The sequence below is a fragment of the Rhizobium sp. CFBP 8762 genome (genome assembly GCF_014841565.1).
Classification (GTDB): domain Bacteria; phylum Pseudomonadota; class Alphaproteobacteria; order Rhizobiales; family Rhizobiaceae; genus CFBP-8762.
Genome location: NZ_JACYUD010000004.1, coordinates 219,024 through 232,817 on the forward strand (window position 1 = coordinate 219,024; position 13,794 = coordinate 232,817).

Below are 13,794 nucleotides of genomic sequence, written 5' to 3' on the forward strand. Positions count from 1 at the left end.
ATGAACCACCAGCAAGCCCCGAACAAAACATTTCAGAACCTGCACATAAATTTTGTTCAATCGGACCTTGACGCTGTTCTAGGGTCATTCAACACAGTCAGTTTCTCAGGGAAGTCCCCGATTATAAAAGACTATGAAAAAGTAATTGCCAAATGGTTTGGAACAGACTTAGCGCTGGCTTGTGCAAATGGCACAATCGCAATTGAGCTTGCCCTACGTAGTCTTGAAGTCGGTCCAGGCGACTACGTTGCGCTTCCGCCTACTGCGCCAATCATGACGATATTACCAATTATTACGATCGGCGCGACACCAGTCTTTTGTGACGTCGCAACAGGGTCGTTCTCTGCAGACCTCGACCACCTATCAGATCTACGCTCAAGATATCCGATTAAAGCGCTGATTGTGGTTCCGATGTGGGGCTATCCATTGTCGATGGAGAAAACCGCTCAATACTGCAAAAAACATAACATTGCACTTATCGAAGATTGCGCCCATGCGATCGGTACAAAAGCCGATGGCAAATATCTTGGTTTATTTGGCGATGTAGCAACCTTTTCCACGCATGAGCGAAAACTAGTAAGTACCGGAGAGGGCGGATTTTGCCTTGTCCGAGACGAAATTGTGTACGAGAAAATGTTGTCATGGCAGCATCACGGGCTGGTAGCGTCGAACCGCGATAGACAGTACCGGCTCGGAGAGGCTGTTGGTACGAACTTCAAACTTTCGCCGCTATGTGCTGCCCTCGGAATCAACCAATTTAACCGCCTCGCACAAAAAATCGCAGAAAGGCGAGAACGTGTAACGGCGATGCGGGAGCAACTCGCTGATTTATCCGATATTAAAGAGTTCGATCGGTTCCAATCTGCCGAGGTCAACGGATACTCGATGGTGTTTCGTTATCTCGGCGGATCATGCCGCTCCAAGGCCGCTCAACTCGCAGCGCGTGGCGTTATCTCCGACACAACACGCTACGGCTACAAACCGCTTTATAAAGAGCCAGCATTTGTCGAATATGCTGAACCCTGTCCGAACGCTGAACAACTTATCGAAACCATTTTCACGGTCCCGTGCCACGAGGGACTATCGACCGACGACATGTCGATCATTTCCACCGCTGTGCACGACATATTCGGGCGCAAGGACGGGGCAGAATGACTGTGGTTCTCGACCAAATCGGATTGCAAGCCGTTGTTGAAATGTCGGCCTTTTATGGGGAAATCGAAGGCGAGCAGATTGATGTATTCGAAGGAGTACTTGCATCGCTTACCGGTTTTGAGCGGTGCGTGGCCACATCTTCCGAGAGTGGTGCCATCAGCGTAATGATCGGAGCGTTAGGTTTGCAGCCGGGCGATCGAGTCATTGTCTCGCCCGCGCTGTGCTATCGGAATATCTTCGCCTTACTCCATGCGGGCATCGAACTTATTTACACCGACTTCTCTCCGACAAGCTTCCTTCCAAATCTGGAAGAGATCGCAGAGCGTTTGCTTTCGAGTGTAAAGGCCGTGATCGTTTCCTTACCTTGGGGGTACCCGGAGAGTCTTGCGGGCCTTCGGTCGCTTACAAGCGCTAATTTGGTACCATTGGTCCTCGACATTACCAACTTTCTTGGACCTTTGATGGCTACACCGCGCTTAGCAGCGGATTGTGATGTCGCGGTTCTTTCCATGGCAGAGGGACGGTCCGACTTATCTCTTGGCGAAGGTGGCGCCATATTCTTTCGAGATGTGACGCTAGCGGCGAAAGCGAAAAGCTATACGCGGTTTTCTGACTTGGATGGTGTTCACCTTGGCATCAATCAAAAGCTCAGCCCAGTTCAGGCAACTTTCGGGCTGGAGCGGCTCAAAGCCTTGCCAAAGGAACTTTCGATTCATCAACAAGATCTCTGTGCGCTGTCAGAGAACATAAGTACGAAGGGTATTGCTGTGCTGTGTCCTTCAAGCTCGCTCAACGGGATAGTCGGCGGAGCAGTGGTCGCATGTCGAGCCGCCGTAGCGAATTGGAGTGGTGAATGCCAATTTGCATATCTTGAGCTCAGCAACAGGTTACCGACGTTGAGACAGTTTGCGCGCGATTGCCCGAATGCTCACGCGACAGCAGCACGGTGGTGCGGTGTCAGCAGCACCTTTGTAGGGAGGACACGGTGAACTCACTGTCGTTAACTGATCGGTTCGACCCAGTTGGACCAAATGAAACCGCCTTCCTTGGCAAAGCGATCGAAACCAGCATATCAGGTCAGTCCTCAATAGTGAGCTACTATGAGGATCAACTGCGGGAGCATTTTGGTGTTCGTGAAGCGATCGCTGTCTCCTCAGGTTTTGGAGCACTTGTGGTTGCATTGAGTGCGATGGGCCTTGAACCAGGCGATAAGGTTCTGCTGACGCCAACCTGCCCGCTGTGCACCGCTTATGCGCTGACATTTATGCGACTGGAGCCCGTCTTTTGCGATATTTGCCGGGACGACTTTTCGATGAGTGTGGACCATGCGGCGTTTCGCTTGGATTCGATGACACGTGCAATAATCGACATACCGATGTGGGGCTACCCGATCGCCGCGGACGCCACCGAAAAGTTTGCAAAAGAACATAAACTTCAATTTCTTGTCGATGTCGCACTTGCGCACCAAACCAAACTACATGGCCAATTCCTCTGCAAATACGCAGGCGCGGCAACGTTCTCGACGCACTCGAGCAAGAACATAGTTACTGGAGAAGGTGGCGTTGTATTAACGGATGATCCTAACCTCGCGTCCAAGGCTCGTAAGTTTTGCCATCCAAACAATCCGCAATCCGCAAATCCCGGTCTAAACTACGCGCTTGGCGGGCTGCAGGCCGCTCTCGGAGTTTCCCGGCTGCCTCGACTGGAATCTGATGTGGTCCACCGACAAGCAATTATGCGGCACATTACTAACGGTTTAGACAATCCGCATTTGGAGGTACTGCCAATAACAACAGGCGGAACCCCTGGTGGAACGAAGTTGATCGTACGCGAAGTGTCAGGCAACAACCGACAGCTTCTTCGCCACCAGCTAGATCATGGCGTACCGTCAGACATAGCGAACTACAACTGCAAGCCACTGTATGAGTATCCCGTTTTTTATGATCGTTCGGTCTCGTGCCCGAACGCGGAGAAGATGTTGCAGTCGATAACGACGATCCCCGTTCACCCAGAGGTTGATTTCGAAACAGCAAACGAGATCATTGAAATTCTCAATTCCTACCGACCGGCAGTAAAGGAAGGATTGTGATGAACTCCTCCAATCCTTCGCAGTTCCGGCGAGCAATTGTGATCGGTGCCAGTATCGCCGGCAGTCTTGTCGCGAAGACGCTGGCGAGCCGGTTTGAGGAAGTTGTAATACTGGATCGGGACAGGCTTCCAGAAGGCCCTACTCCTCGATCAACTGTCCCGCAAGAACATCACGTGCATCTGCTTCTGCAGCGTGGGCGTGAGATCATGGAATCATTCTATCCTGGTTTTCTTACAAATATTGAGGAAGGCGGCGCAGAAATCGTCGACCTTTCGCACGGTGTCATGTGGCACTTAGCGGGGCGGTGGAAACACCGTTGGCCGACTGGATTCACCGCCCACTATTGTTCCAGAACGCTTATTGAGCATACACTAAGAAAGCGCGCTGCGGAGCTACCTAATGTTAGCATACGCCAGAACACTACCGTTAGCGAAATCGTTCACGACGACGAATCCAAGCGAGTAACGGGGGTTTCGCTTATCGGATCTGATGGTGTCACAGAAGAGCTCTCGGCAGACCTCGTCATAGACGCTAGCGGCCGCGGAACCCGGTCACCGGCGTGGGTCAAAGAGCTCGGGTATGGGGTGGTCAAAGAAGAACAAGTCATCTCGCGCCTTGGATATGTTTCTCGTATTTACAAGCGCGGTGCATCAGATGCAAGAAATTGGACAGTCTTACTTTGTACACCCAAATTGCCGGACCAGCGTAAAATGGCGGTGATAAGTCCAATCGAGGGCGACCGCTTTATGGTTACAACAGGTGGCTGGTTGGGTGCTTTTCCGGAACTTAACGAAGAGAGTTTCCTAGAACACCTCAAGTCACTCTCGGTACCAGACCTTCATGACGCTGTTCGTAAGCTGGAGCCAATTAGTGAATTTAAGCGCTTTCGCCTGCCTGGAAGCTTGAGACGCCACTATGAGAAAATGTCAAACTGGCCCGGAAATTACTTGGTTGTTGGTGACGCACTCTGCTCTATCAACCCGATATACAGTCAAGGTATGAGCGTTTCTGCGATGCAGATTGAAACATTAGAGGCGTGCATTGACTCATATCTAGCGGACAAAATTGAAGCGAAAACGCTATTTGAACGTCTGTTCGCGGTGACTGAGCGATCGTGGCAACAAGCAAAAGATGGCGATGAAAGGTTGCCTGAGCTCGGAATAAGGCCCAAGTGGTCCGGCAAGCTTTTGAATATATATTTTGACGCATTGATTGCTGCGTCGGCACACAGTCGCACGATCACGATTGCGCTTCTCAAATCTAATAATCTCGTCGCTGGTGAGCACACCGTTTTTCACCCTAGGGTCCTGATTTCGGTCGCGACCGAATCTCTGGCCCGGCTTTTTAACTTGCGTGCAAGATGATCCCAGTGAGCAGAGACACTAAAATTTCTCATATTATATTCGATTGGAACGGGACCTTAGTGGACGACATTGCTTTAGCTGTGAAGAGCGTCAACACGGTCTTGGATGAGCAGTGGCTTCCGCACATTGATGCTTCGATGTACCGCCAGCAGTTCGGGTTCCCTGTAAAGACATTTTATGAGGGTCTTGGGATTGATTTTAATAAGATGTCCTTTGTGCGGTTAATTGAGGTATATTTGGGCATCTTTAATCGGGGCCTTAACGCCTGCAAGCTGCATCAAGACGCTGAAGCATGCTTTTTGTGGGCGGCCAATTCTGCGATTCCTACCTCCGTGCTTTCAGCAAGCCAACAACATACGCTCAATGCCAACCTCGAGCATTATCACCTAGACGGGTTCATCTCACACTGCTTCGGCCTTGATGGAACGGAGGCTGACGGGAAGTTTGATCTTGCCCGGCGCCTCGACACGGTTCTCGGCCATCCCGGAGAAGCCGCCCTCATGGTGGGCGATACTGACCACGATATCGAGGTTGCACGGATTTGCGGATGGCGTGTCGCTACTGTTTCGCACGGTCATCAGTCCCGTGAGCGACTCCTTCAGTATCACGGTGCGGTGTTTCCAAGCCTAGTCGCGCTCTTTGAACACCACTTTCCAGGAACCGACATGAGGAGGTTTGCGAATGTTGCCTGAAAATTTTTTGCAACCCGTATTGCTTTGCGCTCTTGCGTTGAGTTTTCTATTTCGTGGAATCGTTTGGTTCTACTATCGAGACGGTAAACGAATACTGCCTTTATTGAAGCTTGCATCAAATACAGGCATCACAGAGCGATATTACAAGCCCCTCGATAATTGGCTGTCTCCGTTGCCTTTCTTGTATTGTTGGCTGGAAATATTTTCTGCGGTCCTGTTCTTCCGCTGGACTAGTTACAATTTATTTTCTGGTGCCCTTCTCGCGGTCGTGGCGAGCGGTCGAATGCGGGCTTTGCAAGAGATCGGACATAACGCTTTGCATGCTGCGTTGTGCCCATCAAAATCGCTCCAATGGGTGTTGGGGAACATCTTTTTCCAATTCCCGACAGTAAAACGAGATATGGATTCGCGATTTCAGACGCATGTCAAAGACCACCATCCGAACGCTGATATTCCGGGTAAGGATCCGAATTTGAAGCGCGTTATTCGGGCTGGTATGGTGCCGGGAATAACGACATTCGGTTTTGTGATGGCCCTGTTCTATCCGATCAGCCCCAAAGGTGTTCTTGCGACAGTGAAAGGGAATCTATCGGACGCTATGTTTGAGAACTCTTCTTCCTACATTGTTTTTCTGAGAGTCCTAGTTACTGTTTCCGTGATCGGTCTATACTTGTCTATTGGTGGACCGTCGGCACTCGTGGTCGGATGGATTATTCCGGTTTTCTTAATCTATCCGTTGTTTGCTTGGTGGTCCCTACTTTCGAAGCATCGCTGGCATACTACATACATTCCAACAGCCGACAAAAGGGCACATGACTACGAACATGGTCGCGCAACTGATTTTCCGGGACTTTTCGGAATCATCCATCGATATCTCATTTTCCCGATGTCGGACGCATATCATCTTGCCCATCACATCTATCCATTTGTGCGGTCGGAATACTTGCCCGAGGTCGATCGTGCTTTGAAAGTCCGGGAGCCGCGGTACACACAGTATATTTCCAGCGGCATGCTCTTCGGTTTCGATGGTCAACCAGCCGCGCTATCGGAACTCTACCATCGATTAGTTCGGCCGGCGACTGCCAGTGAAGTGACCATAAATTGACGCGGCGGATAGCCGTCTTGCCTGTCATGGAGAGGAACAAAGATGAGCGGTCACCATACTATCGGGATAATTAGCGGCAGTGGCATGCAATCGATGGCAATCTTGAAAGATGTTGCCGAGGTAGCTGTGGAGACCCCGTTTGGGCAGCCGTCCGCGCCATTGATCACGGGTAACATCCACGACGTCCCAGTGGTGGTAATGCGTCGCCACGGTTTAGGCCACACGACGCTTCCTTCAGAAATAAATGCACGGGCAAACATCACCGCATTGAAACTACTTGGTGTCCGGCAAGTCGTTTCATTATCGGCAGTCGGCGGTCTGGCCGAACACGCACCTCCAGGAACGTTCGTTCTGGTTGACCAGTTCATCGATCGGACGTACCTCCGGAAGAAGACATTCTTTGGGGATGGAATCGTTGCCCATGTCAGCTTTGCTGAACCGGTCTGCTCCGATACTTCCAAGGTCATCGTTTCCTCTCTACGAGATCAGTCAATACCCCATCACGTTGGAGGTACGTATGTGGTGATGGAGGGGCCACAGTTCTCTACTAAGGCAGAATCCGAATTCCACCGAAGCCTCGGCGCAACAGTGATTGGTATGACCGCAATGCCGGAACCAAAGCTCTGCCGCGAGGCTGAGATGTGCTACAATATGATTGCCATGGTCACGGACTTTGATTGTTGGCATCCCGATCATGGTGCCGTGACAGCCGATCTCGTGAGTAAGCGAATGGCCCAAAATGCGATGAACGCGGAAAAGCTTCTTGCGGACTTGGTTCCGCGGCTTTCTGCACGAACATCACAATGCGTTAGCCATTGCCACTACGCACTTGATGGCGCGATCATGACAGATACTTCACAAATTCCCTCGGAAAGTAAAAAGAAGCTGAACTTTCTCTTAAAAAGAGTTCTGGGTGAGGACAATGAAAGCATAATCTGAGCTTTTCTCGCTCAAGATAAAATATTTAGATAGGACAAAGATGCCCATAACCGCTGGCCTACTTTTCGATCTTGATGGAACGATGCTGGACACTGACACGCTACATTTAGAAGCATTTCAAATCCTGCTTTCTGGCTACGGTCGCTCCGTTACGGAGCACTATTATCGAACTAAGATAATGGGCGCACCGATCGAACAAATTATGGAAGGACTATTCCCTGAGCTAAGCGCCGCCAAGCAATGGAAATTGGGGGAAGAAAAGGAGAGACTGTTCCGGGGTCTTCTGACAGGGCCTCTGCAAGCCAAAGCCGGTCTGTTTGATGTCTTTGATTGGGCTGATGTTAACAGGATAGGTATCTGTGTCGTTACAAATGCTCCGCGTGACAATGCCGAAATGATGCTTTCCGGCTTGGGACTAATTAATCGCATTCGCTTTCTCCTAATTGGCGCTGAACTGTTAAAATCGAAACCGGATCCATTTCCCTATCAAGAAGGGATGAGGCTCTTGAACGTAGACCCATCGACCGCAGTAGCTTTTGAGGATTCCGGGCCTGGGGTTCAATCAGCTTCGTCGGCGGGCCTGCACACATTTGGTATGTTAGGCGGGCTTGAAGAGCGCGAACTTCGTGACAAAGGGGCGTCGTGCGTTATCGCTGATTTTCGGGCCCCGGAACTGTGGCGGAAACTGACCGATCTCGCTCAACCTGTCCCGGAGAGCCCCCGATGAGTTCAGTTACGATTAATACTAGAACAGGCACGGGAGAAACAGCAACGTTGAAGGCTTATAGCTCATTTGAGCCCTATGAGCTCACCGACTATCTCGACGCAATGGCGAATGTATTACCCGGCATCGCGATTTTAGTCGAGCGTATGCCTACTTCGGTGTTAACGGATCGACTCATCCAAGAACGCGATCACCCTGTCGCTGACCTAATACTAGGTTGGTCGGACACGGCATCTAAAACCAAGGGATTGGCTTCGATCGTATCGAACCGACTTGGGAGAGGCGACGGCTACGTCAGGCCTACAGGATTTTCTACCGCCTTTGTCTTGGACGCCAAAGTGCTTTCGTCGATCGGGAAAGACGTTTCCACATGGGAAGATCTCGCAGATCCATCGCTAAAGAATCGGGTTTATTTCCCAAACCCAGCGATCTCTGGTGCTGGGTTTCTCGCACTAAACACAATTTTGCAGGCTTACGGCGACCAAGAGTCCACTTGGAGCCTGCTCCGCTCGATTTGCAACAACGTCGCCGAGTTCCCTGGCTCAGCTTGGCGTGCCGCCGAAGCAGTAGGCGACGGCCAAGTTGCCGTTGGTGTCACCGTAAAGATTGCGGTTACCAAACGTTTGTCCCAGATGAACAGTTTGCAGCTATTGGAACCTTGCGATGTCGTGGGGTGCGAATCTGAAGTCTATGGTGAACTATCTAACTCGAAACAAGCTGTTGCAGTCAGTCACGTTTTACGGTGGCTTGAATCTCAAAGTGCGATGGACCTCTTCTTAAAGCACAATAAAACTGTCCTCGCTGAAGCGGCCGATAATCTTTTTATGATCGATGCAGCTCGCGCCGCTTCGGAACGAGACCGCAATGTTCTTCGATTTCAGTCAATGATGAAAGCATAAATGGAAAAATGGAATGAATATAGAAACGCCAATTCAAAAAAAACGCACCGTCGAAATCCAGAATACGAAAGTCCTGGCGGACGACTGGGGCAAGCTGACGAAGTATGATGTCCGATTTACGCGATCAGACGGCAGTATTCAGGACTTCACACGGGAGACTTATGATCGCGGACACGGAGCGACAATTCTGCTTTACAACTCGGAACATAATACAGTGATCCTGACGAGTCAGTGGCGATTGCCTGCTTTTGTTACAGGACATAACGACGATCTAATCGAGACCTGCGCAGGGCTTCTCGATGAACGTGATGCCATTTCAGCAATCCGCGAAGAGGCCGAAGAAGAGACAGGTGTGACTCTCTCAAACGTCACGAAAATCGGCGAGATTTATATGAGCCCTGGATCTGTTACCGAACGCCTGCATTTTTTCATCGCGCCATATACTCAATCGATGAGGACCAGCGAAGGAGGCGGTGTTCTCAATGAGGGTGAGGACATCAAGGTAATGGAGTTGCGTTTTCGGGAGGCGCTGGCAATGATCGACGACGGGCGCATCATCGATGCGAAGACAATTATTTTGCTTCAGCACGCGGCGATAAAGGGTCTGTGTAAGCTTGTGGATTGATGGGGACCGCGATGACAAAAAACAAGCTTCGGCAGAAGCGAAAAATCACTAGGGATTTCTACACGGTTTACCTTTATTTCATGATGGCAATTTTGGGCTATAATCAGTCCATCCTTGGTTCTATTATGCCGTTTCTCCGTTATGAAATGAACATGTCAAAAGCCGAGATTGGCTGGCACTTCAGTTCCTACGCGGCTGGATTATTCGTCGCGCCTTATCTAAATGCTTGGCTCTTTAGAGAGAAGTCAGCGACTAAGGCTTTGGTACCGAGTGCGCTGGTACTGGTGACGACGGCGGCGCTTTTTTCTGCACCCACCTACTCAATGATGCTATTTCTCGCGTTCGCGCTAGGTGTGGGCGTGGGAGCTGTTCAGATTTCCATACAAGAAGCAATCGCGAGCCATCATGGAGAAAACCAGAGTATAGCTGTTACGGAGGCATTCGTTTTCGGCGCTCTAGGAGTTTTTGTGGGACCACTTGTGATCGGAACGGTGTCGAGCTTCGGATTTGGATGGCGCGAAACAATGTTTGTTCCAGCGATATTGCTAGGAATTTTGATGTTCTTCAGTCGAAAATTGCATCTACAGCATGAGGGTCAAGCGAAGGCATTGGTTCACCCCAAACCTACTACACAAGGAAAGGTCACCTTGCCAGTTCTAGTGCTTGTGGGAATGATTTTATTCGGTATCGCAACCGAATGGGGAATTGGCTTCTGGGGCGCTCAATTTCTCGAGGAAAAGCTAAATACTAGTCCGGAGACGGGCGTAACTCTGATGGCTGTCTTCTTCGGCGGAACTGTCTGTGGACGTATTCTGGTTAGCCGTCTTCTTGCGTTTTTTGAGGTCAACGTAACTCTCGTCGCAATGATCTTTCTGGGAGGCGCGAGCGTTCTTGCACTTTGGGCCGTACCACTATTCAGTGTTTCAATGGTTGCGTTAGCCCTTGCAGGGATGTGTCTTGGAAATTTCTTCCCTTTGATTTTGGCAACAGCGAACGAATATGCACCACAACACACCAGGGCAATCTCGGCAGGCGCAACGCAAGCCGTTGGGCTCGCACTTCTGACTGTTCCAATCCTCCTCGGACAACTCAGCGAGTCAATTGGTCTAGAAAATGCTTTGGGTCTTCTTTCTGCCCTACCGCTCTTGATGCTCTTGATGTTCGCAGTAGCAACAAGAATGAAAACGCGGCTTGCAAACTCTTAGTGTCTGTCCAAGAATGACATTTGCGAGGCGGAGTTGAGAGAAGAGCGGCAATCAGATTTTTGTATTTTGCGACAAGTAAGGGTGGGAACAAGGTCTGTTCCCACAGGCACGCCGCTTTTATCAACCAAAGACAGCTACGGCAGATTTGATGGCGATGCCCCGTAATGGCTGCGGCGCATCTGGCCGCCTACAGCAACGCGAAATACCTGCTGCAACTGTAATGCAGGCGGGATTCGTGACCAGAGTGCCTTGGTACTTTCGTTGCCGCTTCGGCTCTTGCGAACCACTTGACCCGTCACGACGCGCTGGGACCAGCGAAAACCTATTTCGTGAAAATACAGGTCAGCGAGTTCCGGGCTGATGTGGTGAAAAACGCTGGCTATGGTTCGGCGAACCGTATCCCTCCGCCGAAGGCCGTCTGCCCCGATTTGCTGATTGGCTTTAAGTCCATGCCTTATGTCATTCGCTACAGTCATTTCCCCCATTGAGGTCTTACCGGCCGACCATTTTCGTCGCCGACGGGATTGGTCGGATGAAGAGAAGGTTCGGATCGTTGGTAACCATCCGGCCCAAGCCGCGGACCTCATGATTTTGGCTCATCAGCGATGATGCGTTCGATCTTTTCTGGCCACCTATATTACTACAGAAATCAAACTCCTTTCTTCCAACTTCTCGCCCACTGATACCGACGCTTACGCATCGGCTTCAAAGCAATGAAACGCTCACACGAGAAGCCACACGATAGGTCGTGTGGTTTTTAAATGTGACTGGCTCAATCCATTTATCAACACGCTACAGACGCACGTTAGGACAATTTCATGTATACATATTAAATAGGCATAGTGTGCTTTCGATCTTAACATCCTAGTTGACGTACCATGTAATGTTATTTTACGTTCACATCGTGTTGTCTTACTGTTGTGACTAGGACTACTGTCGTATCGTGTTTTCTCACCGTTGTTAAGATTTTAACAACCTTGCATGGGATCAATCAGAAGACCGTGGCGAAGCCGAGGAAGCGGACATCGCTGGCCGATTTGCCAACCGGACGAGGGAGCCGCATTCGACAGTTCTGTCACTGGAGGAGGAAGCCACCATTGTCGCTTTTGGCAGGCACACGCTGCTTCCTTTTGACGATTACCTTTATGCCCTTCAGCCGACAATCCCACATCTGACACGCTCGTCCTTACATCGATGCCTGCAGCGCCACGACATCTCCCGCCTGCCGGAGGTCGGGGGCGACAAGGAGCCGAAGAAGAAGTTCAAGAGCTATCCGATCGGTTACTTCCATGTCGATATTGCCGAGGTACAGACGGCCGAGGGCAAACTCTATCTCTTTGTGGCGATAGACCGGACATCCAAATTCGCCTTCGTCGAACTCTATGCCAAAGCCGGGAAGATGAATGCCGCCCAATTGCCTCACGCAATCTGATCGCCACCGTGCCCTACAGCATCCACACCATCCTCACCGATAATAGCATCCAGTTCACCAATCAGGAGCGGCATAAATATGCCTTCCAGCATATCTTCGACCGGGTCTGTGACGAGAATAATATCGAACACCGGCTGACAAAGGTGAAGCACCCATGAACCAATGGGCAAGTCGAGCGAATGAACCGTACGATCAAGGAAGCGACCGTCAAGCGCTTCCACTACAACGATCATGCGCAACTGAAAAAGCATTTCGCCGACTTCATCAAAGCCTACAATTTCGGGCGAAGGCTCAAGACGCTAAAGGGTCTCACGCCCTACGAATTTATCTGCAAACAATGGACTTTCGAACAGGATCGATTCATCATCGATCCAATCCAACAAATGCCGGGACTGAACACTTATACGCCACCTTGCTGATGTTGACTCTTTGGGCTTCCCAAATCGCGGTGAATCTGAATTTCTGGGGCAAAGCGGAGGTTTATGATGCGATCCGGGATTTTGTTACGTGAAGATTTTGATGGAGACCGTCTTCGGCGGCTGGCGCGGCAGACGAAGGATGCAGCCCCTAGGTGCGACGCTTGTTGGCGCTCGCCTCAATCTATGATGGCGGCACGCGTTCAGATGCCGCCCGTCTCGGCAATGTCACGCTCCAGATTGTTCGGGACTGGGTCCTGCGCTTTAACGAACGCGGCCCCCAAGGTCTGGTCACTGGCAAGGCTCCCGGTCAACAGCCACGGATGAACGATCAGCAACGTGCGGCGCTGGCGCAGACCATAGAACGAGGCCCAACGCCCTATCTCGACGGTGTCGTACGCTGGCGCCTGCGTGATCTGGCTCAGTGGCTGTGGGAGGAGTTTCGTGTGTCGGTGAGCGAACAGACGCTGAGCCGGGAGGTGCGTGCCATGGGTTACCGCAAGCTCGCTGCCCGCCCCAAACATCATGAGCAGGACCCTCAAGCTATTGAGGACTTCAAAAAAGCTTCCTCACTGCAGTGGCAGAGATCGCAAACGGAGCCGCTCAAGGCAAGCCACTAGAAATCTGGTTTCAAGATGAAGCCCGGATCGGCCAGAAGAACAAGATCACCCGTCGCTGGCAAAACGAGGCTCCAGGCCGTCCGCCCCGCATGATCAACGCACGAGATCAGCCTATATCTTCGGGGCGATCTGCCAAAGCTCGGCAAGGCGGCCGCGCTGGTCATGCCATGGTGTGACACCTACGCAATGACCCGGCATCTCGCCGAAATCGCCCGTCATGTCGATGATGGCGCGCACGCCATCCTCATCATGGATCAGGCTGGCTGGCACATGTCCAACAATCTCGTCGTGCCGACAACATCACTATCCTGCCGTTGCCGCCCAAGTCGCCAGAGCTCAATCCCGTCGAAAACCTCTGGCACTTCATGCGCGAAAACTGGCTTTCAAACAGGATCTTCAAATCCTACGACGACATCGTCGCTCACTGCTGCGATGCCTGGCGAAAGCTCGAAAGCCAGCCATGGCGCGTCATGTCTACCGGACGCAGACAATGGGCGAATGGGTTTTGATCAATGAGGACGCGTATTAG

Annotated in this window: 11 protein-coding genes and 3 pseudogenes; 13 read left to right on the top strand and 1 reads right to left on the bottom strand. The window is 51.2% G+C overall.

Features of this window, described 5'->3' with window-relative positions; all coding sequences use genetic code 11:
• Genes IFT84_RS11685 through IFT84_RS11735 form a run of 11 tightly spaced genes read left to right on the top strand, consistent with a single transcriptional unit; the run spans nt 1 to nt 10,797 of the window.
• Nucleotides 1–1,155 carry a DegT/DnrJ/EryC1/StrS family aminotransferase gene (locus tag IFT84_RS11685; protein ID WP_192119512.1) on the top strand — a complete coding sequence of 385 codons (1,155 nt, stop codon included), beginning with the start codon at nt 1–3 and terminating at the stop codon, nt 1,153–1,155.
• Nucleotides 1,152–2,144 carry a DegT/DnrJ/EryC1/StrS family aminotransferase gene (locus IFT84_RS11690; protein ID WP_192119514.1) on the top strand — a complete coding sequence of 331 codons (993 nt, stop codon included), beginning with the start codon at nt 1,152–1,154 and terminating at the stop codon, nt 2,142–2,144. The genes IFT84_RS11685 and IFT84_RS11690 overlap by 4 nt, the downstream gene beginning before the upstream one ends.
• Nucleotides 2,141–3,244 carry a DegT/DnrJ/EryC1/StrS family aminotransferase gene (locus IFT84_RS11695; RefSeq protein WP_192119517.1) on the top strand — a complete coding sequence of 368 codons (1,104 nt, stop codon included), beginning with the start codon at nt 2,141–2,143 and terminating at the stop codon, nt 3,242–3,244. The genes IFT84_RS11690 and IFT84_RS11695 overlap by 4 nt, the downstream gene beginning before the upstream one ends.
• Nucleotides 3,244–4,608: an FAD-dependent oxidoreductase gene (locus IFT84_RS11700; protein ID WP_192119519.1), complete on the top strand. Its 1,365-nt coding sequence runs from the start codon at nt 3,244–3,246 to the stop codon at nt 4,606–4,608. The genes IFT84_RS11695 and IFT84_RS11700 overlap by 1 nt, the downstream gene beginning before the upstream one ends.
• A complete protein-coding gene (locus IFT84_RS11705) occupies nt 4,605–5,300 on the top strand; it encodes an HAD family hydrolase (RefSeq protein WP_244651194.1) in 696 nt (231 codons plus the stop codon). The genes IFT84_RS11700 and IFT84_RS11705 overlap by 4 nt, the downstream gene beginning before the upstream one ends.
• Nucleotides 5,290–6,405 (top strand): fatty acid desaturase, encoded by a 1,116-nt coding sequence (locus IFT84_RS11710; RefSeq protein WP_192119522.1) that lies wholly within the window; start codon nt 5,290–5,292, stop codon nt 6,403–6,405. Before IFT84_RS11705 ends, IFT84_RS11710 begins: the two co-directional genes overlap by 11 nt.
• Before the next feature lie 42 nt (nt 6,406–6,447).
• A complete protein-coding gene (gene mtnP, locus IFT84_RS11715) occupies nt 6,448–7,344 on the top strand; it encodes an S-methyl-5'-thioadenosine phosphorylase (RefSeq protein WP_192119525.1) in 897 nt (298 codons plus the stop codon).
• Nucleotides 7,345–7,384: 40 nt separating this feature from the next.
• Nucleotides 7,385–8,071, top strand: a complete 687-nt coding sequence (locus tag IFT84_RS11720; RefSeq protein ID WP_192119527.1) for an HAD family hydrolase — start codon at nt 7,385–7,387, stop codon at nt 8,069–8,071.
• The gene (locus IFT84_RS11725) at nt 8,068–8,967 is read left to right on the top strand and encodes a substrate-binding domain-containing protein (RefSeq protein ID WP_192119529.1); all 900 of its coding nucleotides are present in this window, start codon (nt 8,068–8,070) and stop codon (nt 8,965–8,967) included. Before IFT84_RS11720 ends, IFT84_RS11725 begins: the two co-directional genes overlap by 4 nt.
• Nucleotides 8,968–8,980: 13 nt before the next feature.
• A complete protein-coding gene (locus IFT84_RS11730; RefSeq protein ID WP_192119531.1) occupies nt 8,981–9,592 on the top strand; it encodes an NUDIX domain-containing protein in 612 nt (203 codons plus the stop codon).
• 11 nt (nt 9,593–9,603) lie between these two features.
• Complete coding sequence (locus IFT84_RS11735; RefSeq protein ID WP_192119533.1) at nt 9,604–10,797, top strand: MFS transporter; 1,194 nt, start codon at nt 9,604–9,606, stop codon at nt 10,795–10,797.
• A gap of 120 nt (nt 10,798–10,917) precedes the next feature.
• Here IFT84_RS11735 and IFT84_RS11740 read toward each other — a convergent pair.
• Nucleotides 10,918–11,192: pseudogene (locus IFT84_RS11740) on the bottom strand (IS1595 family transposase); the annotation flags it as partial.
• 525 nt (nt 11,193–11,717) lie between these two features.
• Between IFT84_RS11740 and IFT84_RS11745 the strand changes: the two are divergent.
• Nucleotides 11,718–12,648: pseudogene (locus tag IFT84_RS11745) on the top strand (IS481 family transposase).
• A 66-nt stretch (nt 12,649–12,714) separates the two neighbouring features.
• A pseudogene (locus IFT84_RS11750) lies at nt 12,715–13,774 on the top strand (IS630 family transposase).
• Nucleotides 13,775–13,794: the final 20 nt, after the last annotated feature.

Bases quoted from the DNA above. Each gene is read 5' to 3' on its own strand.
- IFT84_RS11685 (WP_192119512.1), top strand. From the start codon at position 1: ATGAACCACCAGCAAGCCCCGAACAAAACATTTCAGAACCTGCACATA.
- IFT84_RS11690 (WP_192119514.1), top strand. From the start codon at position 1,152: ATGACTGTGGTTCTCGACCAAATCGGATTGCAAGCCGTTGTTGAAATG.
- IFT84_RS11700 (WP_192119519.1), top strand. From the start codon at position 3,244: ATGAACTCCTCCAATCCTTCGCAGTTCCGGCGAGCAATTGTGATCGGT.
- IFT84_RS11705 (WP_244651194.1), top strand. From the start codon at position 4,605: ATGATCCCAGTGAGCAGAGACACTAAAATTTCTCATATTATATTCGAT.
- IFT84_RS11710 (WP_192119522.1), top strand. From the start codon at position 5,290: ATGTTGCCTGAAAATTTTTTGCAACCCGTATTGCTTTGCGCTCTTGCG.
- mtnP (WP_192119525.1), top strand. From the start codon at position 6,448: ATGAGCGGTCACCATACTATCGGGATAATTAGCGGCAGTGGCATGCAA.
- IFT84_RS11720 (WP_192119527.1), top strand. From the start codon at position 7,385: ATGCCCATAACCGCTGGCCTACTTTTCGATCTTGATGGAACGATGCTG.
- IFT84_RS11725 (WP_192119529.1), top strand. From the start codon at position 8,068: ATGAGTTCAGTTACGATTAATACTAGAACAGGCACGGGAGAAACAGCA.
- IFT84_RS11730 (WP_192119531.1), top strand. From the start codon at position 8,981: ATGAATATAGAAACGCCAATTCAAAAAAAACGCACCGTCGAAATCCAG.
- IFT84_RS11735 (WP_192119533.1), top strand. From the start codon at position 9,604: ATGACAAAAAACAAGCTTCGGCAGAAGCGAAAAATCACTAGGGATTTC.